Below are 25,036 nucleotides of genomic sequence, written 5' to 3'. Positions count from 1 at the left end.
AGCATATAAACAAAGAGCAACCTTCCAAATTGATAACTCTCCTCGATCTTGGAGCAGGAAATTGTCGATTTGCGATTATCGCTCACCTCTTCTTTCCCAATATTAGAATTCTTAGTGTTGAAGCTGTTGGAGAGAGAATGACTAGAGCAGTAGAAATTTGCCAAAACTCTCATCATATCTTCTATGATCATTATTTTGAAGAGATTGCTGAAGAGTTGGATTTCGATTACCTCTTTCTCTATTTTCCCAATGGAAAAGTATTTGAAGGTATACTTGAAACCCTAAAGAAATATACCTTCTAATTTTTCTATCCTATGTATTGAATCACATGGAGAGATGATCAATAGGCTGAGCTTTGAGAGATCATGGTTAGAGACCAAGCAGAGTATAAAACTATTGGCCCCTCGCCATAACCCTCACCTCTTTGAGTTTACCAAAATTAAATCTACAAAAACTCCATTAGAAATGAAGCTCCAAACCATCACGAATCATTCGGGAGAATTCCTTATGACTGATCAATCTGGTAAGTGGTTCGCAAGTTCACAGGGGCTAGAATTTTTCTTTGATAAGAAAGACTGTTTCCTACTACAGTTCCAAAACCCTCCGCGAACACTTGAAGTCTCTCAAGAGACAATGGACTTAATTCATCCCTATCAAGGAGATCTATCACAAGAGATAAGAGAACTTCTTGTCTTGAGAGATCAAGGACAAGTAAGAAAGGTTTATCTTGAAGATATTGTTGAGCTACCTAGTGGTAAGAGAATAAAAAAAGACCAGCTATAAAGCTGGCCTCTTTCTTATTTAATAAAAAACTAATTAGACATTTAGTCCACGCTTATCAGTGGCAACAAGGGCCGCTTCTTTAAAAGCTTCTGAATAAGTTGGGTGTGGGTGGCAAATACGTCCAATATCTTCTGCTGAAGCTCTAAACTCCATTGCAGTCACTGCTTCTGCAATAAGGTCCGCAGCTCTTGGCCCAACCATGTGAACACCAAGAATTTCATCAGTATCTTTATGGGCAAGAACTTTAACAAAGCCATCTGCTTCAGCAGATGCCATCGCTCTTCCTGAGGCCTTAAATGGAAACTTCCCAGACTTATAAGGAATCTTAGCTTCCTTAAGTTGTTGCTCTGTTTGTCCAACAGAAGAAACTTCTGGCCAAGTATAAACGACACCTGGAATGAGATTGTAATTAATATGTGGGATTTGACCTGCTAGCTGTTCTGCAACGAAAACACCTTCTTCCTCAGCTTTATGAGCAAGCATCGCTCCCTTTACAACATCACCAATAGCGAAGATATGTGGCACAGATGTTTGAAGATGGTCATTTGTCTCAACACGTCCTCTCTCATCTAATTTAACACCAGCATTTTCTAGCCCAAGCCCCTCTGTATAAGGCTTTCTTCCAACTGCAACAAGACAGTAATCACCTTCAAGAACAACTTCTGATCCATCTTTATTATTAGTCGCAACAACAGTGACCTTCTTTCCTTTTGCCTTAGCAGAAGTCACGGCGTGTCCAGTATAGAGTTCCATTCCCTTCTTCTTACAAATCTTTGTCATTTCCTTTGAACAATCCTTATCCATTGTCGCAAGGATAGAATCAGCAAATTCAACGACAGAGACTTTAGCACCTAGTCTGTGGAAAACAGAACCAAGTTCTAATCCAATAACTCCACCACCAATAACAATCATGTGCTTTGGACACTCTTCAAGTTTAAGAGCTTCAGTTGAAGTAATAACTCTCTTCTTATCAAGCTCCATTCCTGGGAATGCAGCTGGTTTAGAACCTGTTGCAATAACAATCTTCTTCGCCTTGAGAGTTTCTTCTTTTCCCTCAGCTGTAGTTGGTGCAACTTTTATAGTATTAGCATCTAGAAAAGATCCCATACCATGGAAGACATCAATCTTATTCTTACTCATAAGGTAGCTCACACCACCACAGATACTTTCAACAACACCAGCAACACGTTTAGACATTTTGGCAACATCAACCTTTACTTTACCAGTTGAGATTCCGTGATCTTCTGCGTGATTAACTGTTTCATAATATCTTTCTGATGAATCAAGCCATGCCTTTGATGGAATACATCCGACATTTAAACAAGTTCCACCAAGAGTATTGTACTTTTCTACGATAGCTGTTTTCATTCCAAGTTGAGCACATCTAATAGCACAGACATATCCACCTGGACCTGAACCAATTACTACAACGTCATATTCATTACTCATAGTTTTTCCTTTTTTATCACTAAGACTATACGTCTAGTAACATACGCTCTGGGTTTTCAATTAGCTCTTTAACAGTTTTCAAGAAAGTCACAGATTCTTTTCCATCTACGATTCTGTGATCATAAGAAAGTGCTAAATACATCACTGGATGAATAACAACTTCTCCATTGACTGCGACTGGTCTCTCAACAATATTGTGCATTCCAAGAATCGCTGATTGAGGAATGTTAATAATTGGCGTTGAAAGCATTGAACCGAAAACACCACCATTTGTAATTGTGAATGTTCCCCCTGTCATCTCATCAACAGTAAGTTTTCCATCTCTTCCCTTTAGAGCAAGACGCTTAATTTCTTTTTCAATTTGAGCAAGATTCAGTGACTCTGCATTTTTTACAACTGGAACAACCAGTCCTTTAGGAGTTGATACGGCAATCCCAACATCTGCATAGTCGTGGTAGATAATATTATCACCATCGATTTGAGCATTAACACCTGGAACTTCTTTAAGGGCCATCGTTACGGCCTTAGTAAAGAATGACATGAACCCTAGCCCAATATCGTGCTTCTCTTTAAATGCATCTTTATACTTCTTACGCATCTCCATTACATTATGCATATCTACTTCGTTAAAAGTTGTCAGCATTGCTGTTGAGTTCTTAGCTTCAGTAAGTCTCTTAGCAATTGTCTTTCTAAGACGAGACATCTTCTCCACTCTCTTCTCTCTTGAAACACCCGAAGTAGGAACTTGCGCAGCAATTTCTTGAGAAGGTGCCGCGGCCGGCTTATCCGCCGAAGCTTTAGCAGGGGCAGAAGCGTTCATTGCATCTGCTTTTGTGATTCTTCCATCTTTTCCTGTTCCAGAAACTGAATTCGCATCAATTCCCTTCTCTGCTAAGATTTTCCCAGCAGCAGGAGATGGGTAATTCTTATCTCCCGAAGACTGAACAGCAGTTGCAGGAGCCGCCGACGCTTGTGGCGCAGGGGCACTCTCTGTACTAGCACCAGCAGGAGCTGAAGCAGAAGTATCAAGTTCTGCAACAACAGCACCAATTTCAAGATCATCTCCTTCTTGAGCGATAATCTTGATCACACCACTTTGCTCAGCAGGAAGTGGAAGTGTGGCCTTATCAGATTCAACTTCAACTAGCTCATCACCCTCTTCAACATAGTCACCGTCTGAAACGATCCATGCTCCAAGAGTTACTTCGTTAATTGACTCACCAATTGGTGGGATTACGATTTTTACAATAGACATATATACCTTCTTTTCTTTACTAGTCGTTAAATGCTTTAGTTACAATTTCGTCTTGTTCTCTTAAGTGCACCGACGCATATCCAGTGGCCGGAGACGCCGAAGACTTTCTAGAAACACATTCAATATCTTTATCAAATGTATCTCGCCATCTTAGTAGATAAGTCCAAGCTCCCATATTGTATGGTTCTTCTTGTACCCATCTAATTTTGGCACCCTTGTACTTCTTCTTAATCGCTTCGATTTGATCAACAGGAAGTGGATAAAGTTGCTCAAGCCTAACAATTGCGTGAGTCTTTATATTATTTTCTTGCTGATGCTTAAGAAGATCGTAATAAACTTTCCCTGTACATAGGATAACAGTCTTTACATCCTTGGCCTTAACCCAGTTATCATCAATAACTTCTTGGAAAGAACCTGAAGTAAACTCTTCAACCGCTGAAACACACTGAGGGTGTCTAAGTAGAGATTTTGGAGTGAAGACAACAAGTGGTTTTCTAAATTCCCAAGCTAATTGACGTCTAAGAAGGTGGAACATATTCGCTGGTGTTGTGACATCACAAACAACCATATTGTATTCAGCACAAAGCTGAAGGTATCTTTCTGGGCGACAAGAAGAGTGTTCAGGTCCCGCTCCTTCATAACCATGAGGGAGTAGCATAACAAGGTCACTCATTCTTCTCCACTTACTCTCTGCAGCTGAAATGAACTGGTCAATAACAATTTGGGCACCGTTTGAGAAATCCCCAAATTGTGCTTCCCAAATATTTAGTGAAAGTGGAGACGCTTGCGAGTAACCATATTCAAATGCCAGTACAGCATATTCAGACAGAAGTGAGTTATAGATATAAATACGACCCTGATCTTCATCTTTATCAGTAATATTATCAAGACCGCAGTAAGGAGTATTTGTTAATTCATCAAATACCTTGGCGTGTCTATGAGAGAATGTTCCCCTGATAACATCTTGACCAGTAAATCGAATATTCTTCCCTTCTGTTAGAAGTGATCCATAGGCGAACATTTCGGCCATGGCCCAATCAATTTGATCAGTATCAAATCTCTTCTTTCTATCATCGAGAAGTTTTTGAGCTTTTCTCAATGTCTTAAACCCTTCAGGAGTCGAAGTCATTGCATTATTAATGGCCTCAAGAGTTTTCTTCTCAACAGCCGTTACTGGAGACTTTAAGAAGTCTTCTGGCTTCGACCATCTTAGATTAAGCCACTCTTTATGTGGTCCCTTAACTCTCTTTGGAAGTTCACTTTGCTTAACATTATTGAAACGATCAGATAGAAGTTGCTTAAATTCATTCTGCATTTCTTTTGCAATATTCTTATCAACAGTTCCACTTGCTTCTAACTCTTGGAGATAAAGCTCTCTTGGGTTCTTCTGTTTTGCAATGAGTCCGTAAAGGTGTGGCTGAGTATACTTAGGCTCATCACCTTCATTATGACCATGCTTTCTATAACAAACCATATCGACGAAAACATCTTTCTTAAACTTCTGTCTAAATTTCATCGCTAATTCACAAGCAAAGACGACGTCTTCTGGGTGATCCCCATTTACGTGAATAATTGGAATATCAAGCATCTTAGCTACTGAAGTACAGTAGTGTGAAGATCTCGCATCTGTGAAGTCTGTAGTGAATCCAATTTGGTTGTTAATTACGAAGTGAATCGCGCCACCTGTTCTATACCCTTCAAGTTCAGACATCTGAACCATCTCGTAAACAATCCCCTGTCCTGCAACAGCGGCATCACCATGAAGAATGATTGGAACAATCTTAGACTCATCACCTTCGTAATGAAGATCGAGTTGAGCTCTGGCATAACCTGAGGCCACTGGCCCAACAGTTTCAAGGTGAGATGGGTTTGGAAGAAGTTTTAAATAAACATCTTTTCCAGAAGCCGTCTCTTGTGCTGATGTATAACCCATATGGTATTTAACATCACCATCACCTTCATTCTCTTGTTGCTCGAGAGAATTTCCTTCGAACTCAGAGAAGATATATTCATAAGTTTTTCCAAGCGTGTTTGCGAGAACGTTTAGACGACCTCTGTGGGCCATACCAATAACAAATTCCTTAGCTCCTTGTTCGGCACCTTCGTTAATAAGGGCATCCAGTGCTGGAATTGTTGATTCCCCACCTTCTAGTGAGAAACGTTTCTGCCCTGTATACTTAGTTTGAAGAAAGCTCTCAAATACATTGGCCTCATTGAGCTTGTGGAGAATTCTCTTTTTCTTATCTACAGAGTAGTTCTTATTTAAGTAAGTCGATTCAAATTCTTTACGAACCCATCGTCTCATATCAGTGTCATTTGAATGCATATACTCAATACCGATCTTAGAGCAGTAGAGCTTTTGCATGTGCTCAAAAATAGTTTTGAGCTTGGCCGGACCAAGACCAACGAACTCTCCACACTGAAAGACTGTCTCTAAATCAGCATCAGAAAGATCATAATCCTGAAGAGAGATTCGTGCGTGACGATCTCTTCTTGGTCTAATTGGGTTTGTGTCAGAAAGCAGGTGCCCTCTTGCCCTAAAAGACTGGATAAGTCTAAATACGTTAAATTCTTTTTTGAGTGCATCTTCCGAAACATCACCGCCACCAACAGCGCCTTTGCCAGCACCAAACTCAAATCCTAGGAAGAAGTTTTTCCAACTTTCTTCTGCTGAATTAGGATCAGTTTTGTACTGCTCATAGAGCGAATCAATGTAGCTGATGTCAGAACTTGCAAGGTGTGAAAAATCTAGTGTTTTCATTGTGCAAAATCCAATTGTTGTGCGTAAATACGCGATTGGTAAAAATGTTAGGGCCAAATGACCCCGTGTAAGTCCTTTATATTATAAATGGTATCAGTTCGTGAAGTATCTTTTTAGGGGGTAATTTATTGCTGGAACGCGGCAAAGCCCTACTGTAAGGCTTCTCTATTTAAATTATTGAGAAATAAAAAAGGCCGCTGTATTAGCGGCCTTGCGATATTTGAGTAAAAAACTTAACAACTTTTTGAGTCACAGCTCGATTGTCCCTCTAGGTCGAGACATTCTTCAGCTAATTCAGGATTCTCCTTACACTCATCTTTCTTCTCACAGAACATACAATCCTCACCAATAACCTTATTCAGACCACCACAAGAACCCTTAAGCTCACGGTTAGAAAGGATGACACCAACGGCCATACCGGTAATTGAGATAGCTAGTACTGCAAGTGTAACAAGAAACATTTCCATAAGAACTCCAATCCTATTTTACAACACTCTCGAAACCAGGAGTAAACTTCTGATCAAAGAGCTTTTGCCCTGTCGGATCTTTGAATACAAAGTAAGCCTTGATACCATTTTTAGTGGCAAATTCATACCCTTTTTTGTCGCCCATTGCCATAAGGGCCGTGGCCTTGGCATCAGCATCCATGCAGTTATCTGAAATCACGCTCACAGATAAGAGAGTGTGATCAACTGGCTTTCCTGTCTGGTAATTTATTGTGTGTGAATAAGATTTATCGCCATACTTAAAGTAGTTTCTATAGCTACCTGATGTTGCCAGAGCGAAGCCCTCAACTTGAACAACTTTTAAGACTCCCATTTTGGCCGGATCTGGACTTGGTATTTCAACACCAATTTTCCATGGTCGCTTGGCAGACTTGCCCTCTGCTCTTACCTCTCCTCCAATTTCAACCATTGTATTACGAAGTCCATTCTCTCTTAAGAGTTTAGTTATCTGATCCACTCCATATCCTTTAGCAGAAGCGGAGAGATCGATATAAACTTTATCGAGTGATTTTGTGACAACGCTCTTTTCAAGAGTTACTTTTTCATAACCTACAAATTGACGTGTTTCAGTGATTTTCTCATCACTAGGAACGATACGCTCCCCCTTTGGTCCAAATCCCCAAAGATTTACCAGAGGGCCGATTGTCGGATCGAAAACACCTTCTGTCTTAACAGCAAGATCTAGAGCATGGGATAAGACAGTGTTGAAGTCTTGAGAGATTTTTATCTTTTCATTGGCCTTGCTCTGATTAACTTTTGATATCTCTGATTCAGGAATATAAGTGCTCATACTCATATTCACTTCTTTAAGACGTTGGTCAACCTTGAGCTGAAGTCCCTTAGCATCGTATTCAGCAGGAGCTACAAACTTAATATTATAAGTCGTTCCCATTGTTCGACCTTTAATATGGTGAACCTTAATGCCAACTTCACCTTGACAGGCAACAAGGAGAAAGAGGATCGCGAGAGAAAAAAATCGCATGCTACCTACTTAGTTAAAAGATTGTTCTTCGAGAATTTCTCTCTCAGTATCAAGATCTCTTTTTTCGGCCTTTTCCTCAGAGAATTTCTCTCCGTATCTCGCCTTGAGCTTTGTAATATTTCTTTCCATCACTTCTTCAAACTCAAATCCAAGTTCATCTGCAACAATGGCCATGTACCAGAAAAGATCACCCATTTCTTCAGCAAGGTTGACCTTATCAAGTTCTTTTCCATAGAAAATATGTTTTTTAAGAGCATCAAGAAATTCACCGGCCTCAGTAGAGAGTCCAATCCCTGCGTGGAGAAGTCTCTTTAATCCATCATCGTTGAGCCTCTCATTCATGGCCTCAAAATTTCTCGACTCAGTTCTCACTGCATCCTTAATATACCGCTTAGAATTCATCATTACCTCCAAATTTTTCGAATCATACACAACTTTGCAAGGTACCAGTATCTTTTTCTTATGAGATCTGCGTTAAGTACTTAGAAAAGTTTTTGAATTTCTTGAATGATAATGGACTCACTATCCTCAGCAATGACTGTTTTTTGAATACGACGAGCACGATTTTCATATTCAGTATCTTCTAAGATTGTCTCAAGATAAGATTGAAGAGATTTCTGATTGAGCCTCTTAAGTGGTAGTCCTAATCCAATCCCTAATCTTTCAATTCTATAGGCATTATCAAATTGGTCAGTACAGCCAGGAAGAATCAATTGCGGAGTGCCTGATCTCAAACAAGGAGAAACTGTCCCGATACCACCTTGATGAACAATCAATCTCATTCTCTCCATATATTCTGTATAAGGCAGATAATCACAGAGGAAAATTCTTTCATTAAGACCTTCAGAATATTTCTTTTGCATCTGAGAATTCATTGTAATCACAATTGGTAAATCGAACTTCTCAACAAGCTCTTTTGAAACATTCAAAATCATCTCATAATGTTGTTCAAAAGAGATGAGAGCTGTTGAACCAAAGGTAAAAAGAATGGGTTTCTTTTGATTTTGATCTAAAAAGCGATTCAATTTCGTAAGGTCTCGCGATGATGGAGCACTGTAAAAGAGGAATCCACTCTGCACCGTATGCTCTGGCCAATCCCTTTGACTCCCCCCTAAAGTTTTTGAGTAAATTGCCAAATTAAGGTCTTGCGAAAAGGGTGCTTGCCTTAAAAGATTACCGGCCGATGAAAGCTTTAAGTCGCGATACATTTGATGAACATCTCTTCCCCAAAAATCGACTAGTTTAAATATCGTTTTATAAATAATCTTAAAAATTAGCTCTCTACCCCATTTCATATGATTGAGAAAGTTAATTGGATAAAGAGAAGGAGGGTCATAAATAGAAAAGAAGCAAGTTGGACTAAGGTTAATAGAAGCCCACTTCTTATGATTCTTTAAACAGGAAATCTTCGCTGCATATGAGAAGACATTCCCACAAATCAAGTCATAGTCTTTTACTAATTGATCAAAGTCCTCGACAGAACGTCTTAGGTTTTCCCCATTTAAGATACGTCGATAGAAAAAAGGTAGAGTTTTAAGAGGATGTAAAATGGCCTCACATAATTCTTTTGAATTAGGGTTATAGTGAGGGGCAACGCTCTTATAAGTCAGCCCTTCTGCTTCAATATTTGAGCGATAATCCTCACAGGCCGCAATATGGACCACAAAGTCATGCTTTTCCAGTACTTTGGCCAAAGCAATAAGAGGGTTTAAATCCCCGAGGGTTCCAATTGTAGTGAGTAGCACTTTTTTCTTCTTCATCTTACTCTAGATATTTTATATTGAAATCGATTAAAATATAACAATGAACAATTTGCTCAAGCCTCAATTTGCCAATGATAATAGAAAATCGAGTTTTAAGAAGATCTTGAGCTTTGTGAAGCTTGATCATATTCCCGGCCCAAGAGGTTTTCGCTATATTCAATCGGTCAGAGAGTTTCAAAAGAATATTCTCAACGCTTTCACCCAAACCTACTTGGACTATGGCCATATTGCGAGTTTTCCCTGGCCAATGAATTCCATCATTATTTATTCACCGGAGTATATCAAAAAAGTTCTCGTAGATGATAATCGTAACTATATCAAAGGTGAGCAGATAGAAGAGATTAAGGCGGTGGTTGGAAATGGTTTGGCCACAAATAATGACCACCAATCTTGGCTTAAGGCAAGGGCCGCTATTTCAAAGCAATTTAATAAGAATGCCGTGAACTCATTTACCGAAGAGATTAGCTCAATTGCCGATAATTTCTTTGGTGAAGCTAAGAATAGTGATCTTGATATTTGTGAGCAAATGAAACTTCTCACTTTCAAAATCGCATGTCAGGTTTTCCTAGGAGGAGATCTTTCGCATAAAGACGCAATGAAAGTTAATGATGCTGTGGAGTTTACATCAATTGTAACCTACGAGCGCATCTTTAAATTCTTTCCACTTCCCTATTGGGTTCCGACTCCGACACACTTGGAGTTCTCGCAACACTATAAGAATCTCATTCATGTGGTGAATAAATTGATCTCACGAAGTTCAGCAAAGGATTCGAGTATCCTCTCCAAACTTCTCTTTGCAAAAGATGACAATGGTCAAAAGGCATTCACAGAGAAAGAAGCTAGAGATGAAATTCTCACGATTATGCTCGCTTCTCATGAAACCTCTGCCCACACTTTAACTTGGTTCTTTGGCCTGATTGCAAAACATCAAGATATTCAAGAAAGAATTTATCAAGAAGTTTTAAATCAAGATCAGGAACTCAATGACCAGAACTATCCAGAGCTATTCAATGCTCTCTATGAAACGATGAGGCTCTATCCTGCTTTTCCTGTTCTATCAAGAAAGGCCAAGAAGAAATCAGTTTTAGGAGATTATCATATTCCCAAGAATACAAATGTCGTCATTCCAATCTATGTTCTTCAACGTGCCCAAGAATTCTGGGAGCGACCTTTAGAGTTCGAGCCACAGAGATTTCAAGATCGTGAGCTTCTCAAGTCTTACAAATATCTTCCCTATTCGAGGGGACCAAGACGCTGTGTTGGTGAACTTTTTGCAATGACTGAAATGGCCATCATTATCAAAAGCCTGATTTTAAAATTTCATTTCAATTTACTTGATAAGGATCTACCTCAAGATGAGGCCTTTGTTAGCCTAAAGCCTAAGGATGGACTTCCAGTAAAGCTCTTGCTTAGATGATTGCTCGACCTCTGAAGAAGTTTCAGCTTGAGATTCATTAATAAGACGTTCTTCACTTCGCTTTGTTTTCAACTCTCGAGGGTCAAAGAGATTTTGATTTAAGTGATGATTCTTATGATAGTATCCGCCACAAGTGATAAAGTTTGCAACTTTATAGTAGATATTATGATCAAAATTAAGAATCTCGACATCACCGTTTGGTAACTCTTTATGACAAATATAATTAATATGGGCCAAGATAGAAATATTACTCACTAGCGATACCATATAGAAGATCACAAAATACTTTCCTCCAAGAACTGAGTAGAAGAAGAATAATCGCGCAACCACAGAGAGATGAAAGAAAAAGTAGTGCCCAAATTTTATCATCTTGAAGTGACGGTGCTCACCATGCTTCAACTCCATATATTTTGAGCCAGTACGAATCATATATCTCATCGGAGCCGTTAAGAACTTAAAAAAGCTCATCCCTTTTGGATTGACCGGATCAAGTTCTTGATCAGAATATTTATGATGGAGAATGTGAATAAGAATAAAATTCTTAAATCCATACATCACCCATAGACCGCAGAATTCTCCGACCACTCTATTGATATATTTATTCTTAATATTGTTATGGGCCGTATTATGAATAAATGAAGAAACCAACCATCCCATGATGATTGCCAAAATCACAACGACAAAATCTGTATAGTGATAATTCCATTCATGTCTTTGAATATTAAAAAAGCCCAATACTGCAAGAGTTCCCCACAGAAGACAGTCATAGAAATACTGTCCTACTAAGTAATAAGGACGCTCACTAATTCTTTTGAATATGGTGGCCGGAGCTAAAATATTGAACATAGGCCACTATAGCATTTTTTAATTTAGGGTATGAGTTTAAACTGCTGACAATAAAAATTATACATAGGTGTGTACAAAATGCTTACACACATAAGTATCAGTTTTTACTAGCCATTTATAAAGATTTTCTCTCTGATCTTCCAAAAGCGCTTCACATGTCTGGCAATCACAAATTGAGGGATTCGAAATAAATCGGACTGATTAATCACACTCTCAGGAGAATCAAGACGAAGCCTCTTTTCTAAGACACCAGGATTTTTCAAATGCTTCTTCACAAAGTTATGAAAGAAAGCACCATTAGAACTATAGTCTCCCATATAATAGAACTCACTGAGATATTCACCATCCAAATCATAATAACGAACTTCTAAACGTGATCGACCTTTCTTATCTGGTGAATCAAAGAAGTACATTGAATCTGGGCGCATAATGTGAGCATCTTTTAGCTGCATGGCCTCCTTCAATTTCTTGTCAGGATCAGAAAGAATATTTTGGCACTGAAAACATTCTCTCGCGGCCACATCATTTTCGGCCCCACACTTATCACATTCTTTAAAGCGAAAACGATACGAACATCGCTCAATCTCTCCCGTCACCTCATTTTCATGGGCCCCTTGGCACTTTCTACCAAAGTGTTCGATGATATTACCAAAGTCATCTTTCTTACCCCAAAAGATATTCTCTGTACCACATTCCGGGCAAAGAACCTCTACAGCTTCAGTATCTGGCGCAGGTTTTTGATCCCCGACTTCAGGAGAAAAGATATCATGATCCTGTCCTGTGTAATCGAGAATAAGACAATCTTTTTTACCATCACTTAAACGCAGGCCACGACCAACAATCTGCTGATAAAGACTCACTGATTCAGTCGGTCTCAAAACAGCAATCAAGTCCACATGGGGAGCATCAAAGCCGGTCGTAAGAACTGAGACATTCACAAGATACTTGAACTCTCTGGCCTTAAAGCGCAAAATAATTTCGTCCCTTTCACTCTGAGGTGTCTCACCTGTGACAAGGACACTTGAATCATGTGGAAGAATCTCTAAAATCTCCTTCGCATGCCTAACTGTTGAAGCAAAGATCATCACGCCGGCCCTTGCCTTGGACTCTTCAAGAATATGATTAATAATCCCTGGAGTAACACGAGATTGATCATAGAGAATCGCCTCAATCTCCTTTAAGGTATGTCCCCTATCATCTAAGATAGAGAAGTCATAACAGGCAACGGGGGCATCTATTTTGATAGGAGGAGTAAGATACTTATGTTTTATCATATAAGAAAGAGGTAGCTCATAAATACACTTTTTAAAGAAGCGCTCCTCATCAGTTTTCATAAGGCCCTTATGGTGGAAATTATATATCCAACCGAGACCAAGACGATATGGGGTTGCCGTTAGTCCTAGAATGCAAAGTCTTTGAGAATTTTTCTGTAGTTTTGAAATAACACTCTGGTATTGAGTTTGCCCATCAGTTGAGACCCTGTGGCACTCATCAATGATGACCAGAGAGAAGTCTTTAAAGAAATCATCATCGGCCCTGGCCACAGATTGAATACTACCAAAGATAACTTTATCAGTGGCTTCTTTTCGATTTAATCCAGCTGAATATATGCCGGCAACTAAGCCATAACTTTCATATTTACTGTGGTTCTGTTCAACAAGCTCTTTGACATGGGCAAGGACGAGGACACGTCCTCTGGCGATTTTTGCAAGTTCTGCAATAACAAGAGACTTCCCTGCTCCTGTTGGTAGAACAACAACAGCAGGGTCTATAGTTTTTCTGAAATGTTCGATAGTTTTATCAACAGCTTCTTGTTGATAAGGTCGAAGTTTATACATAGGGCTATCATAGCCCGAGTCATGACATTCGTGAAGGGTCTAAACGGACTTCTACATCTTAAGTCTAATATCTGTCAGCTCTTCAAGAGATTGCTTAACTTCATCTCCAGTACTGTTATGACAAGGAATACCTATGTAATGACTTAGAGGGTTTCCATGAGGACCTACAAACTTCTCACTTGAAATACTTAGGAAACAATAGAAAGCTCTAACCTTCAAAAGTAAACTACTTTAACCTTGGAAGATCAAAAGTTCCATCTTCATAAACTTGAATATCATATGAAATAGTATCATCAGCACAATTTGTAAGTTGAAGACCATTATCATATCCAAAGAGGCTATCCGTTTTATGACCAGAACATGCTACAACATATTCCACTCTAAGATCTTCAAGCTTAATACCTTTATCACTTTGTATTTCGGTAATCTGCCCCGTCAGCTCCGGAAAGAATGCTCTTTCTAAGAGGGCATGAGAGTTCAAGCTAAGTAATGATAATCCAATAAGAAATGCCTTTTTCATAGGTAATGTCTCCTCAATAATTTGAGTTATTTTACGTGAAATAGCGCTTTTTTTGGGACACGAAGTAGTATTTATAGAGGGTGTTCAAAGTTTAGACACCAAGAGAAAGAATAAAAAAAGGCCCTCCAAGAAGAGGGCCAATTATAATCACTATATGAAATAGATCTTTCTTATTGCTTAACCACCAAAGTCATCAAGCATGATATCTTCTCTCTCTACACCTAGAGAAACGAGCATATCAATAACACACTTGTTCATGATTGGAGGTCCACATAGGTAGTACTCACAATCTTCTGGTGCTGGGTGATCCTTCAGGTACTCATCATGAAGAACATTATGGATGAACCCTGTGTAACCATCCCAGTCATCTTCAGGTAGAGCATCAGAAAGAGCACAATACCATTTGAAGTTATCATTTTCAGCTTGTAGGCCATCAAAATCTTCAACATAGAACATTTCTCTCTTAGAACGAGCACCGTACCAGAAAGTCATTTTTCTATTAGTCTTAATTCTCTTAAGTTGATCAAAGATATGTGATCTCATTGGCGCCATACCTGCACCACCACCAACAAATACCATCTCTTTATCAGTCTCTCTAGCGAAGAACTCACCAAATGGACCAGAAATAGTTACTTTATCACCTGGCTTACATCCAAAGATATATGATGACATTTTCCCTGGAGGAGTTCCTTTTGGAGCTCTTGGAGGAGGAGAAGCAATACGCACGTTTAGCATAATGATTCCCTCTTCTTCAGGGTAGTTGGCCATAGAGTAAGCTCTAATTGTTTCCTCATTAACAGTTGAGACATTATCCCAAACATTAAATTTGTCCCAATCTTCTCTATACTCTTCACCGATATCAAAGTCTCTATAATCGATTGAAAGGCCAGCAGGTCTTTCAATTTGAATATAACCACCAGCTCTAAATGGAACTGACTCACCTTCAGGAAGTCCTAGCTTGAACTCCTTAATGAAAGTTGCCACGTTATCATTAGAGATAACAGTACATTCCCATTTCTTAACACCAAATACTTCTTCTTCAACTTCAACTTTCATGTCAGTCTTAATAGAAACCTGACAAGCGAGTCTTTCCCCCTCACGGGCTTCTTTCTTAGAAATATGTGACATCTCAGTTTCGAGGATCTCCCCTCCACCTTCTAGAACTTTTACATTACATTGACCACATGTTCCCCCACCACCACAGGCAGATGATACGAAGAGCTTCTGGTCTGCAAGTGCATTAAGAAGCTTTCCACCAGCTGGGATCTCGACAACCTTCTCTCCGTTGATTGTAAGCTTGATATTTCCTGTATTAACAAGCTTACTCTTTGCGAAAAGAATGACGAGTACTAGAGCAAGGACTACAGCGGTAAACATTAAAACGCCAAGTACAATTTCATTCATTTTATTACTCTCTTTTTAATCCGTTAAATTCTTATTCTCTTAAAGCTGAATACCTGAAAATGATAGGAATCCAAGTGCCATAAGACCAACAGTGATAAATGTAATCCCAAGACCTCTAAGACCTTCTGGTACATCACTGTACTTCATCTTCTCTCTAATACCTGCAAGCGCCGCAATTGCTAATGCCCATCCAATTCCTGAACCAACACCAAAAACGACAGACTCTCCAAAGTTATAGTCTCTTTCTACCATGAAAAGTGAACCACCAAGGATGGCACAGTTTACAGTAATAAGAGGAAGGAAGATTCCAAGAGCGCTATAAAGAGAAGGTACGAATTTATCAAGAACCATCTCTAGGATTTGTACCATTGCTGCAATAACACCAATGTATGAAATCAGACCTAAGAAGCTTAGATCAACACCCTGAATACCTGCCCATTGAAGAGCGTTATCTTTAAGAAGATATGTATAGAGTAAATTGTTCACTGGAATAGTAATCGTTTGTACAACGACAACCGCAACACCTAGACCAAGTGATGTTTTAACTTTCTTCGATACCGCTAGGAAAGTACACATACCAAGGAAGAATGATAGTGCTAAGTTTTCTACGAATACCGCTTTAACAAATAAACTTAAGTAATGTTCAATCATTTTACACCTCTTCCCTATTAGTTAGATTCTTCTACTTGGTCTTTCTTCCAAGTTCTAAGACCCCAAATAAAGATCCCGATTAAGAAGAATGCCGATGGTGATAATAGGGCCATACCGTTTGGCATATACCATCCACCTTCATTAATTGTTTGAAAGATAGTGATACCAAAAAGTTTACCAGAACCTAGAAGCTCTCTAAAGAACCCAACGAAAACAAGAACGATTGAATAACCAAGTCCGTTCCCGATTCCATCAAGAAGGGCCATAACTGGTCCATTCTTCATCGCATAAGCTTCTGCACGTCCCATAACGATACAGTTTGTAATAATTAGACCGATGTAAACAGACATTGACTTAGCAACATCGTAAACAAAAGCCTTAAGAATTTGATCAGTCACGATTACAAGTGAAGCAATAACAGTCATCATAACGATAATACGGATTGCACTTGGAACGTGGTTTCTAATAATAGAAACAAAGAAGTTTGAAAGTGCCGTTACAACAGTCACCGCAAGACACATAACAAATACTGATTCAAGTTTCGTTGTTACCGCAAGAGCAGAACAGATTCCAAGGATCTGAAGTGCAATTGGGTTATTTTCAAATAGTGGACTAAAAATCGCTTTTTTAACACTCATTAGTTAGACCCTCCTGCTCTCCATTTCGCAAGAAATGGACCAAATCCATCTTGTCCAAGCCAGTATTGAACCATACCAGTTACACCATTAGCCGTAAGAGTCGCTCCCGAAAGACCGTCAATTTCATGCTCTGAACCAGCTGGCGCCTGACCTTTAATAACTTTAAGAGCTGGGTTCCAGTTAGCATCAAATGCCTTCTTTCCTTCCCATAGTTTTTTCCAGTTAGGGTTATCAACTTCCCCACCAAGACCTGGAGTTTCACCGTGCTCATAGAATCCAAGACCTTTAACATCAACAGTATTTGGCTCTAGAACTAGGAAACCATACATTGTTGACCAAAGACCTTTTCCAACAACAGGGAGAACAAGCATTTTTGTCTCACCGTTTTCTTTAACAAAGTAAACTTTTTCAAGCTTAGCTCTTCTCTTGATCTTTCCAACATCATCCTTTGCAGGAATGATATGATTCTTACCAGGAGTTTTTGCAGCTTTTCTTGCGTCATAAGACTCAGGATTAATATCTGCATACTCACCAGTAGCAAGATCAACAACTTTAGTCTCAATAGACTTGAAAGCTTTATTGATTTCTTCTTCATTAACATTACCAGAAACAAGCCCGGCCGTTAGAAGAAGGTTTTTCTTAACATCAAGTTTCTTATTCTTTACTTGCTGTGGCTTTAAAGAAACAGCAGACCAAGAAACGATAACAGAACATACGACACAAAGAAGAGTCGCAACGATTAGTGTTTTAGCTGTACTATCATTACTCATTATATCCTCCCTACGCCTTTGCTCTTTCAAGTCTTCTCTTAATATTTGCTTGAACAACAAAGTAGTCGATCAGTGGAGCAAACATATTTCCGAAAAGAATTGCTAGCATAGTTCCCTCTGGGAACGCTGGGTTAACAACACGAACAAGAATTACCATAAGACCAATGAGGGCCCCATAAATCCAGTGTCCTGCCTGAGTCATTGAAGCCGAAACAGGATCAGTTGCCATAAACACTGTACCAAAAGCGAAACCACCAATAACAAGGTGCCAAGCTGGAGTAAGTGCAAACATATGATTTGTTTCAGAACCAATAATATTGAATAGACCTGAGAAAACAACTGCAGAAAGTGTCATTGATAACATGATTCTCCAAGAACCGATTCCTGAACCGATTAGAATCACAGCACCAATTAAACATGCTAGAGCAGAAGTTTCACCCATAGATCCTGGCATAAGACCTAGGAAAGCATCTTGCCAAGAAGTTGAGATTGCGGCCATACCACCAAGAGCAGCCTCTCCAAGAGCAGTTGCTCCAGTGAAACCATCTACTGCCGTCCATACAGCATCACCAGAAATTTGTGCTGGGTATGCAAAGAATAGGAAGGCACGAGCAGTAAGAGCTGGGTTAAGGAAGTTTTTCCCTGTTCCACCGAAAACCTCTTTACCAATAACAACACCAAAGCTGATTCCGATAGCAACTTGCCATAGAGGAATTGTTGGAGGAAGAATTAGAGGAAAGAGCATTCCTGTTACGAGGAAACCTTCATTAATTTCGTGCTTTCTAACTGTAGCGAAGACAACTTCCCAAAAACCACCAGCTACCTGAGTAACAAGGAAGATTGGTAGGAAGTAAAGTGCTCCATGAACCATATTAGAAAGACAGCTTGCTGGATCAAAAGCAAGACCAAGAGTTGCCATTAGACCAGCTCTCCACCCTTCAGGTGTTGCACCAGTTGCAGCAAGAACTTTATTTGCTTGGAATCCTGTATTGAACATGGCCATTAGAATACATGGTACTAATGCCACAGCTACTGTAATCATTGTACGCTTAAGATCGATTGAATCTCTAACGTGTACTGAACCTTTCGACACATCACTTGGAGTGTAGATAAATGTATCAATCATCTCATAAAGAGGATACATCTTCTCTAGCTTTCCACCTGTTGCGAAGTGATGATGTTGAGAATCTAGAAAATCTCTTAGAAACTTCATTTATCCTTCCTTCTCAATTGTAGTTAATACATTTCTTAGTGCAGGACCAAAGTCTACTTTACCCGGACTTGCAAAAGTACATAGTGCCAGATCTTCTTCATCTAATTCTAAACATCCAAGCTCTTGTGCATAATCAGTGTCACTAGTCACAAGTGCTCTAAGAAGTTGTGTCGGAAGAATATCAAGTGGCATTACCTTCTCATATGATCCAATTGGAACCATTGCTCTGAAAGAACCATGAAGTTTTGTTGTAAGATCAAAAGTTTGACCTGGAATTAACCAGTGAAGGAATGTTCTCTTTAAAGAGAATTTTCTAAGACCTGGAGCATGCCATCCAAGTAACTCTCTTTCTCTATCTTCTTCAAGAAGAGAAATTTGATTATGGAAAGCACCTAAGAATGCAAATGGCCCTTCCATCTTTCTACCAGATAGAACAGAACCAGAAACAACTCTAACTTCTCCTGAACCAACTTTACCGCTTGTTACCTCACCTAGTGCAGCACCTCTTACAGTTCTAACTAGAGTTGGATTAACAGCTTTTGGTCCAGCGATAGAAACAACTCTCTCAAGAGAAAGTTTTCCAGTCTTAAATAGTTTACCAATCGCGATAACGTCTTGGTAACCGATATGCCAAACAGTTTTATTAGCATGTACAGGATCTACAAAGTGGATGTGAGTTCCAGGAAGACCTGCTGGGTGAACTCCAGCGAACTCCTTCGTTTCTACTTTAGTAGTAGAAGGAGCAGGAACATTAGAACCAGCTGCTTTACACAGATATGTTCTTCCATCTGTTAGTTTAGAAATAATTTCTGCACCGTCTTTAAAATCTTCAACACTTTCTCCGATCACAACTTGTGGATCAGCAGCAAGAGGATTTGTATCCATTGCTGTAATGAAGATTGACTTAGGCTCTGAACCTAGTGCAGGAGCTTTTGAGAATGGACGCGTTCTTAAAGCCGCCCATAGACCAGATTCAACAAGAAGATTTTGAACATCTTCTTTTGAAAGATCTTTTACGCTCTTTCCTGAGTAGTTTGAGAATTCAACTTGCTCGTTTCCAGTTACTTCAATCACGATAGATTGAAATACCCTTCTCTCCCCACGGTTAATCTCAATCACTTTTCCATTTGCAGGAGCAGTGTAAACAACGCCCTCGACTTTTTTACAAGAAAAAAGCGGTTGTCCGATCTTAACTGTGTCACCTACTTTAACCAACATAGTTGGTTTCATACCGACATAGTCAGGACCAGTTAGGGCAACTTTTGTCACTTGAGGTCCGGCCTCAATTTTTTGTGCTGGCTTCCCATTAATTGGGAGGTCCAATCCTTTCTTGATGTGAGTCATAGTCACTTAATCCCGTTTAATTTGGTTATTAAATACTCAATAAAAATCTATAGTTTGCCTTAATTTATAACACCACCGTTTACGATTGAAAACCAAATAAAATTATCAATTTATTAGCTACGCATAACAATTTTTTACATTGAGTTAAAAGTATGAGAAGGTTTCACAAACACAATCCAGCCTATGCTGAAGCTTTATGAAAAGGGGAATTTTATGAAGGCTTTTTCCTTAGGGTTACTAGCAACACTACTAACGCTTAGTGCAATTTCAACAAGTGCAACAACTATCACAACTGATGAGATCACAACTTCTGATTTCAATGAATTTCTAGAACTCGGTGACGTGACATTTCAACAAGCCTATCTAGAAAGGGGTGACGTCAAAATTGGTAAGGTTGTTCAAGCAACAAATTACGGAAATGACGCGGTTTGTATTATTTCAAAACTCTCGCATCAGAAGAATATACGAAATGAATTTATCAACCAAGGACGTATGATTCTTCCAGCAGGGGCCACTCTCCCACTAGGTGGATTCACGCAAATTCACCCATACAAGAGCTGGTATACAAAATGGAGACACGTTGCAACAAAAAACTTGAAGCGTTGCTACTAAATAAATAATGGAGATGCTAATGAAATTTCTTATTGCGACTTTACTTCTAATGACATCAGTACAGGCCAAATTTGTGGCCCCAACGATTCCACAAGAAAATAGCAGACGTTGTTTCGAAAAAGTCTGTTCAGGGCTAAGCCGTCATGAGTGTAACGATAGAGATGAAGTTCGAAGAGTTATGGATGCCTGTACAAGACAACTTGATCTAAGATGTATCGACCTTGCAAAGTCAAAGCTTTCTTCTTACGAGTATAATGAACTCAATGAAGTCTTAGAGATTGTGAAGTCTTGTCAGTATGTAAACTCTAATTCAGTTTATATGATGCAATCTCGTCTCTCATCTTATGAAATTAATGATCTCAATGAAGTTGTAAGACTTAACGATGCGGCTTACCTTGTACAGCCAAACTGCTACAAACAGGCCACAAGACACTTAAGATCTTTTGATATTGATGATCTCTCAGAAGTTAGAGATATTGCACTTATGTGCCAGGGAACATTTGATAGCTACTGCTATAGGACTTACTGTTCAAGAAGTCATGATTGTAATGATGTTAATGAAGTAAAGAATGTTCTTAGACGTTGTGTTCACGGTCCTTCTCCACAAGATAGAAGAAGACTATAATCACTTCGCCTCAGCTGTAATGGTAATGTTGTCAGTATAGGTCCCGGCCTTAGCACCTGACACATTACCAATTCGCACTTCGATTCGATAATTATCTCCTGAAATTGGAGTTGAATTATTTCCCTCTGCAACTTTTTTCTTTTTATTTAAATTCTTCTTCTTATTATTCAAGTAGAGATCATATTTAATATTTGAATTCTCGACAGTATTTTTTAAGTTACCTTTATTTTCACTTTCCATATAAACGCGGTAACCTGAGTTTGAAAGAACCTTTAAGTCGGCCTCTAAACTTTCTCCAGTTGAGAGCTCACCAAAATCCATAACTTGATGAGTATCAGATGGATCAAAAGGAGAACCAACGTCAACAAGAGACAAAGCAATTTCAGGAGGTATAACAAGTGAAATGCTCATTGTTCTAGAGTCTTCTAAAACGGCATCATTGAAAGGTAATCCACTATAAAGTCTAACAGGTATTGAATCTGTATAAGTTCCTGAAGGATACTTCGCATTTTGATCAGCAAGAATTTTTAAATCAAATTGATTCGCATAATTCACATTGCGACTAAGATTCCAACCCCAAATGGCCTCACTTGTCTGTGAAACTTCGTCAATTTCACGAAGCTTATTTCTATTATCAGTGGCCTTGTAGATATTGTAGTTAATCTTCTCACCCTTATCATTGACGAGAAAGCGTTGTTCAAAAGAACCTGAATTCCTGGCCCAAATCCGTATGAGTAAAGATAACAAAGAAAGTCATTAGCATTCTTCTTACGTCTCATGGTAACAGTGGCCGGAACAGAAGAAGAGTAACTTCCCCAGGTTAATGAAATATTTGATGTCTCAACATCCATTGAACACTTTTGCCTGGCAAAAGCATAATCAATTGAGATGAGAATAACTAAAAGAGTAATTACCAACTTCATTTAATACTTCCTAGATTAATGATAGTTTCTGAGTTTGCTCCAATTATTAAATCCTTTAAGATCATTTTTCCACTTACCCAAATTTCGTATTTACCAGGTAAGACTGATTCAAGAGCAAACTTCCCTTTTCTATTTGTAAAGAATGGAATTGTATATCCATCCTTTCTAATAAACTCTCCAACTTTAAGCCCTTGCCCAGCGGCCGTAAGACGCCCAAAGACGGTATGACTTTTGACATTTCCTAGCTCGACATTAATAACACTCTTATATTTTGGATAAATATAGAAGTGGTCATTATCATAAGATGTTCCATGCTCAAGATGGGTCGGGTCCATATAAATTGGATAATAATGATAAGGGCTCAACTCTGGCAGAAAAATTTCTTGGCGAAACTCTTTAGAGCCGACACCACCAACATCATTAATCAGTCCAACCTTCTTCTTATCAAGAGAGTTCTTCCCTTTGATGAGAGCAAAACTATTATAGACAGAAGGAGACAGCCTTAAGAATGTCGGAGTCCAAATAAGTGCACCTCTAAGCTTTGCTCTATAATCATCATCGCGATCATTTCGCCCAACATAAGTAAATTCACTATCAAAGTATCGACTCTTATATCCACTTGTTAGGGTTGCCGTTTTATCTTGTGATGACTTCTCAAGCTGCCCTCTATAGTAGAAAGCGTCTTGTTTCTTATCTGGAGTGTAGTTAATCTGAGCAGTATGTCTATTATTTTCAGTATCATGAAATGTATTTAAATGATGAGAGCTGCCTGCAAAAGAATAGTTTAAAAAAATAGTAAACTCATGTGAAGTTTCACTGTGCTCATTTCTTCTAATTCCATAATTACTACTTATTCTTAAATCACGAATAGGACTTAGGCCAAGGCCTACGGCATAGAGTTCTCTATCGGCGAGGTTCGAATTAAGACTAGTTTTTCGAGCAATTGACTTATTTACGTCAAAGGACAGGTTAATCCACTGATTTAGATACCAACTAAAGTCAAACTTAAAAATCTGAGAGAACTTCTGCATATTAAAAGTCGTATCAAAATTCGAATAATTTTCTGATAAATATTGATAGCCAAATGATGTTCTCACATCCCCCGTTTTAAGGTTAAAAGCATTTTCAAGTTCTGCATCAATGGTAAAACCTGACTTGTCCGCAATTTTATGACGAGATAAAGCTGTTTCCAATCGCAAGTTTCCTAGGGGTGTTGAAGTAAATAGAGTTGGTCCCCCATTATAATGGTCTTGGTTTACTTGGAGAGAAATTCCCCCCGTTATAAGTGAGTTAAACCCATACTGATAGAAACCAGAGTAAGTTAAGGTATCCAAATCTTGATATGTTACTTTTTCATTCTGAATCGATTTCACACCTAGGTTATGGGAGTAAAGAGAGAGACCTTCTCTTAAAAGCTCACTCGCTCCAGACCAAGAAAACTCAAACTCTTTTGTATTTCCGGCCACCTCTCTCGCCACAATTCGAATCGCATTACGGCCATAATCGAGAACAAGATCTTCGATTGAATGTCTTCCTTTGTCTAAGATTTCACTTCGAACCGGTCTCTCATTAACATAAATTGTGACATAAGATCTTTGGGCCAGAATAAATTCAAATTGATTGATGGGCTTTATTTTCTTATACGGGTTTAATGAATAATCTTTAGCGTAAGAAAACCCTAGAAGTGTCGACTGGGATTGAAGATTTGTCGTTGTAAAGTCAATATCTCCGACTTGTAACCTGGCCTCTCTAGCGATAAAATCTTTAACAAGACGAGTAGATCTTCTATAAAAGTCAGTCTTCGTCTCACTCACATTAAGGTCAAAATCATTTTCTAAGACATAGCCATTTAGAGTCAGGTTTGATTCTAGATCTAATTCATGGCGCTGCTGTTCACCTGCATTCTTTTGTAACTCATACCAGTAGTTTAAAATATGAGAATACTTTTCAACATCATAGATTTTCTTTCCAAGAATATCGGGTCTATTATCATAGATTGTTCTCTGTCTCTGATAATACTTTGCAGGAAACTTAATTTGAACAAAGAGTGACTCAGGAAAGAACTCGAGTTCAATTTCTTTCGTATTTCTTTTGTAATTGCTCAAGGTTGACTTTCTTTTCACGTGGAATCTTCTCTAAGAGCTCATGACTCACATGCTTACCGAGAGGAATTCCTAACCTCTCTCCATTAAATGATTCGATCTTTTCACCTTGAACAGAAAGTTCATTTCACCAAGGCTTGTTCGATCCATCAATAGAGGAAGAGAAATTGTCTTCGTCTTAATTCTTTGTCCAAAAGCCTTCTCAAAGAGATCCGCCTCACTCTGGGCATAGACATGACTCATTTGAAAAATGGAGCAAAGAAGTAGTAGCTTAGTCATATTTAAGCTTTATCCCCCATGCTTTATTTACGCCATAAGACCCATATTTTTGAGGTAATACTAATTCAAATCGACGTGTCATCTCCGCGAGAATATTTTCTCCGTCGATTCCCTTAAGCTCTTTTCCAGAAAGTTCAATTTTCTGATCATTTCTACTAAGTTTCAATTTAAGACTTCTTAGAATCTTATGTCTTTTTCCCGCATTTTTAACATCAATTAATACTTTACCGTCGACAACTTCAACAACACTCGCAGAGAGCTTTGGTTTGAAGTTATCCTTTGTCACATAGAGTGCACCGAGATACTTAAGAAGCAGTTTTATTCCACTACTCTTCTCTTTCTTAAAATCAATCGG

The 25,036-nt window shown here is 38.8% G+C and carries 25 protein-coding genes and 1 pseudogene; 5 read left to right on the top strand and 21 right to left on the bottom strand.

Annotated features, from left to right (window positions below):
• Together M901_RS02800 and M901_RS02795 are read left to right on the top strand one after the other, a co-directional pair.
• On the top strand, positions 1-302 hold a 302-nt coding region (locus M901_RS02800; protein ID WP_232422499.1), incomplete at its 5' end, for a hypothetical protein.
• 34 nt (positions 303-336) lie between these two features.
• Positions 337-783 (top strand): hypothetical protein, encoded by a 447-nt coding sequence (locus tag M901_RS02795; protein ID WP_021276637.1) that lies wholly within the window; start codon positions 337-339, stop codon positions 781-783.
• A gap of 33 nt (positions 784-816) precedes the next feature.
• On the opposite strand, the gene lpdA is transcribed toward M901_RS02795, so the two are convergent.
• From lpdA to M901_RS02760, 7 genes are all read right to left on the bottom strand, one after another.
• A complete protein-coding gene (lpdA, locus tag M901_RS02790) occupies positions 817-2,232 on the bottom strand; it encodes a dihydrolipoyl dehydrogenase (protein WP_021276621.1) in 1,416 nt (471 codons plus the stop codon).
• A 25-nt stretch (positions 2,233-2,257) separates the two neighbouring features.
• The gene (odhB, locus tag M901_RS02785) at positions 2,258-3,487 is read right to left on the bottom strand and encodes a 2-oxoglutarate dehydrogenase complex dihydrolipoyllysine-residue succinyltransferase (RefSeq protein ID WP_021276633.1); all 1,230 of its coding nucleotides are present in this window, start codon (positions 3,485-3,487) and stop codon (positions 2,258-2,260) included.
• 19 nt (positions 3,488-3,506) lie between these two features.
• Complete coding sequence (locus M901_RS02780) at positions 3,507-6,248, bottom strand: 2-oxoglutarate dehydrogenase E1 component (RefSeq protein WP_021276629.1); 2,742 nt, start codon at positions 6,246-6,248, stop codon at positions 3,507-3,509.
• 233 nt (positions 6,249-6,481) lie between these two features.
• Entirely contained in the window at positions 6,482-6,715 is a 234-nt protein-coding gene (gene nqrM, locus M901_RS02775) for a (Na+)-NQR maturation NqrM (protein WP_021276625.1), read from the bottom strand.
• Between the two features lie 13 nt (positions 6,716-6,728).
• Positions 6,729-7,736 (bottom strand): FAD:protein FMN transferase, encoded by a 1,008-nt coding sequence (locus tag M901_RS02770; protein WP_021276644.1) that lies wholly within the window; start codon positions 7,734-7,736, stop codon positions 6,729-6,731.
• Between the two features lie 9 nt (positions 7,737-7,745).
• The gene (locus M901_RS02765) at positions 7,746-8,138 is read right to left on the bottom strand and encodes a nucleoside triphosphate pyrophosphohydrolase family protein (RefSeq protein WP_034719851.1); all 393 of its coding nucleotides are present in this window, start codon (positions 8,136-8,138) and stop codon (positions 7,746-7,748) included.
• Between the two features lie 80 nt (positions 8,139-8,218).
• Positions 8,219-9,496, bottom strand: coding sequence for a glycosyltransferase (locus M901_RS02760; RefSeq protein ID WP_034719849.1), 1,278 nt, complete (start codon positions 9,494-9,496; stop codon positions 8,219-8,221).
• A 43-nt stretch (positions 9,497-9,539) separates the two neighbouring features.
• Between M901_RS02760 and M901_RS02755 the strand changes: the two genes are divergently transcribed.
• On the top strand, positions 9,540-10,916 hold the full coding sequence (locus tag M901_RS02755; protein WP_081653311.1) for a cytochrome P450: 1,377 nt from the start codon (positions 9,540-9,542) through the stop codon (positions 10,914-10,916).
• Here the strand turns inward: M901_RS02755 and M901_RS02750 are convergent.
• The 10 genes from M901_RS02750 to M901_RS02710 form a co-directional block, all read right to left on the bottom strand.
• A complete protein-coding gene (locus tag M901_RS02750; RefSeq protein ID WP_021276640.1) occupies positions 10,872-11,762 on the bottom strand; it encodes a fatty acid desaturase in 891 nt (296 codons plus the stop codon). The genes M901_RS02755 and M901_RS02750 overlap by 45 nt on opposite strands.
• Positions 11,763-11,869: 107 nt before the next feature.
• Positions 11,870-13,600, bottom strand: a complete 1,731-nt coding sequence (locus tag M901_RS02745) for a DEAD/DEAH box helicase (protein WP_021276628.1) — start codon at positions 13,598-13,600, stop codon at positions 11,870-11,872.
• Positions 13,601-13,651: 51 nt separating this feature from the next.
• Positions 13,652-13,819: a hypothetical protein gene (locus M901_RS17375; protein WP_021276641.1), complete on the bottom strand. Its 168-nt coding sequence runs from the start codon at positions 13,817-13,819 to the stop codon at positions 13,652-13,654.
• 7 nt (positions 13,820-13,826) lie between these two features.
• A complete protein-coding gene (locus tag M901_RS02740) occupies positions 13,827-14,120 on the bottom strand; it encodes a hypothetical protein (RefSeq protein WP_021276624.1) in 294 nt (97 codons plus the stop codon).
• Positions 14,121-14,297: 177 nt separating this feature from the next.
• Positions 14,298-15,524, bottom strand: a complete 1,227-nt coding sequence (nqrF, locus tag M901_RS02735) for an NADH:ubiquinone reductase (Na(+)-transporting) subunit F (protein ID WP_021276645.1) — start codon at positions 15,522-15,524, stop codon at positions 14,298-14,300.
• Between the two features lie 39 nt (positions 15,525-15,563).
• Complete coding sequence (nqrE, locus tag M901_RS02730) at positions 15,564-16,172, bottom strand: NADH:ubiquinone reductase (Na(+)-transporting) subunit E (protein ID WP_034719853.1); 609 nt, start codon at positions 16,170-16,172, stop codon at positions 15,564-15,566.
• Positions 16,173-16,192: 20 nt separating this feature from the next.
• Entirely contained in the window at positions 16,193-16,813 is a 621-nt protein-coding gene (locus M901_RS02725) for an NADH:ubiquinone reductase (Na(+)-transporting) subunit D (protein WP_021276622.1), read from the bottom strand.
• Positions 16,813-17,583, bottom strand: a complete 771-nt coding sequence (locus M901_RS02720; RefSeq protein WP_021276630.1) for a Na(+)-translocating NADH-quinone reductase subunit C — start codon at positions 17,581-17,583, stop codon at positions 16,813-16,815. The genes M901_RS02725 and M901_RS02720 overlap by 1 nt, the downstream gene beginning before the upstream one ends.
• Positions 17,584-17,593: 10 nt before the next feature.
• Entirely contained in the window at positions 17,594-18,796 is a 1,203-nt protein-coding gene (locus tag M901_RS02715; RefSeq protein WP_021276643.1) for an NADH:ubiquinone reductase (Na(+)-transporting) subunit B, read from the bottom strand.
• Positions 18,797-20,140, bottom strand: a complete 1,344-nt coding sequence (locus M901_RS02710; RefSeq protein WP_021276636.1) for a Na(+)-translocating NADH-quinone reductase subunit A — start codon at positions 20,138-20,140, stop codon at positions 18,797-18,799.
• Positions 20,141-20,353: 213 nt separating this feature from the next.
• Between M901_RS02710 and M901_RS02705 the strand changes: the two genes are divergently transcribed.
• Both M901_RS02705 and M901_RS02700 read left to right on the top strand, forming a co-directional pair.
• Positions 20,354-20,752 (top strand): hypothetical protein, encoded by a 399-nt coding sequence (locus M901_RS02705; protein WP_021276634.1) that lies wholly within the window; start codon positions 20,354-20,356, stop codon positions 20,750-20,752.
• Positions 20,753-20,771: 19 nt separating this feature from the next.
• Positions 20,772-21,377, top strand: coding sequence for a hypothetical protein (locus M901_RS02700; RefSeq protein WP_021276642.1), 606 nt, complete (start codon positions 20,772-20,774; stop codon positions 21,375-21,377).
• Here the strand turns inward: M901_RS02700 and M901_RS02695 are convergent, their stop codons facing one another.
• The 4 genes and pseudogenes from M901_RS02695 to M901_RS02680 all read right to left on the bottom strand — a co-directional run.
• Entirely contained in the window at positions 21,378-22,124 is a 747-nt protein-coding gene (locus M901_RS02695; RefSeq protein WP_021276639.1) for a spore coat protein U domain-containing protein, read from the bottom strand.
• Between the two features lie 172 nt (positions 22,125-22,296).
• Complete coding sequence (locus tag M901_RS02690) at positions 22,297-24,423, bottom strand: fimbria/pilus outer membrane usher protein (RefSeq protein ID WP_021276623.1); 2,127 nt, start codon at positions 24,421-24,423, stop codon at positions 22,297-22,299.
• Positions 24,424-24,474: 51 nt separating this feature from the next.
• Positions 24,475-24,681 carry a hypothetical protein gene (locus M901_RS02685; protein ID WP_021276638.1) on the bottom strand — a complete coding sequence of 69 codons (207 nt, stop codon included), beginning with the start codon at positions 24,679-24,681 and terminating at the stop codon, positions 24,475-24,477.
• A pseudogene (locus M901_RS02680) lies at positions 24,674-25,036 on the bottom strand (hypothetical protein); the annotation flags it as partial. The gene M901_RS02685 and the pseudogene M901_RS02680, both read right to left, overlap by 8 nt.

This window comes from Bacteriovorax sp. DB6_IX, assembly GCF_000447775.1.
In the GTDB taxonomy this organism is placed as follows: Bacteria; Bdellovibrionota; Bacteriovoracia; order Bacteriovoracales; family Bacteriovoracaceae; genus Halobacteriovorax_A.
The sequence above is the reverse complement of the archived record's forward strand: the minus strand, read 5'-3'. Positions and strand labels throughout refer to the sequence as shown.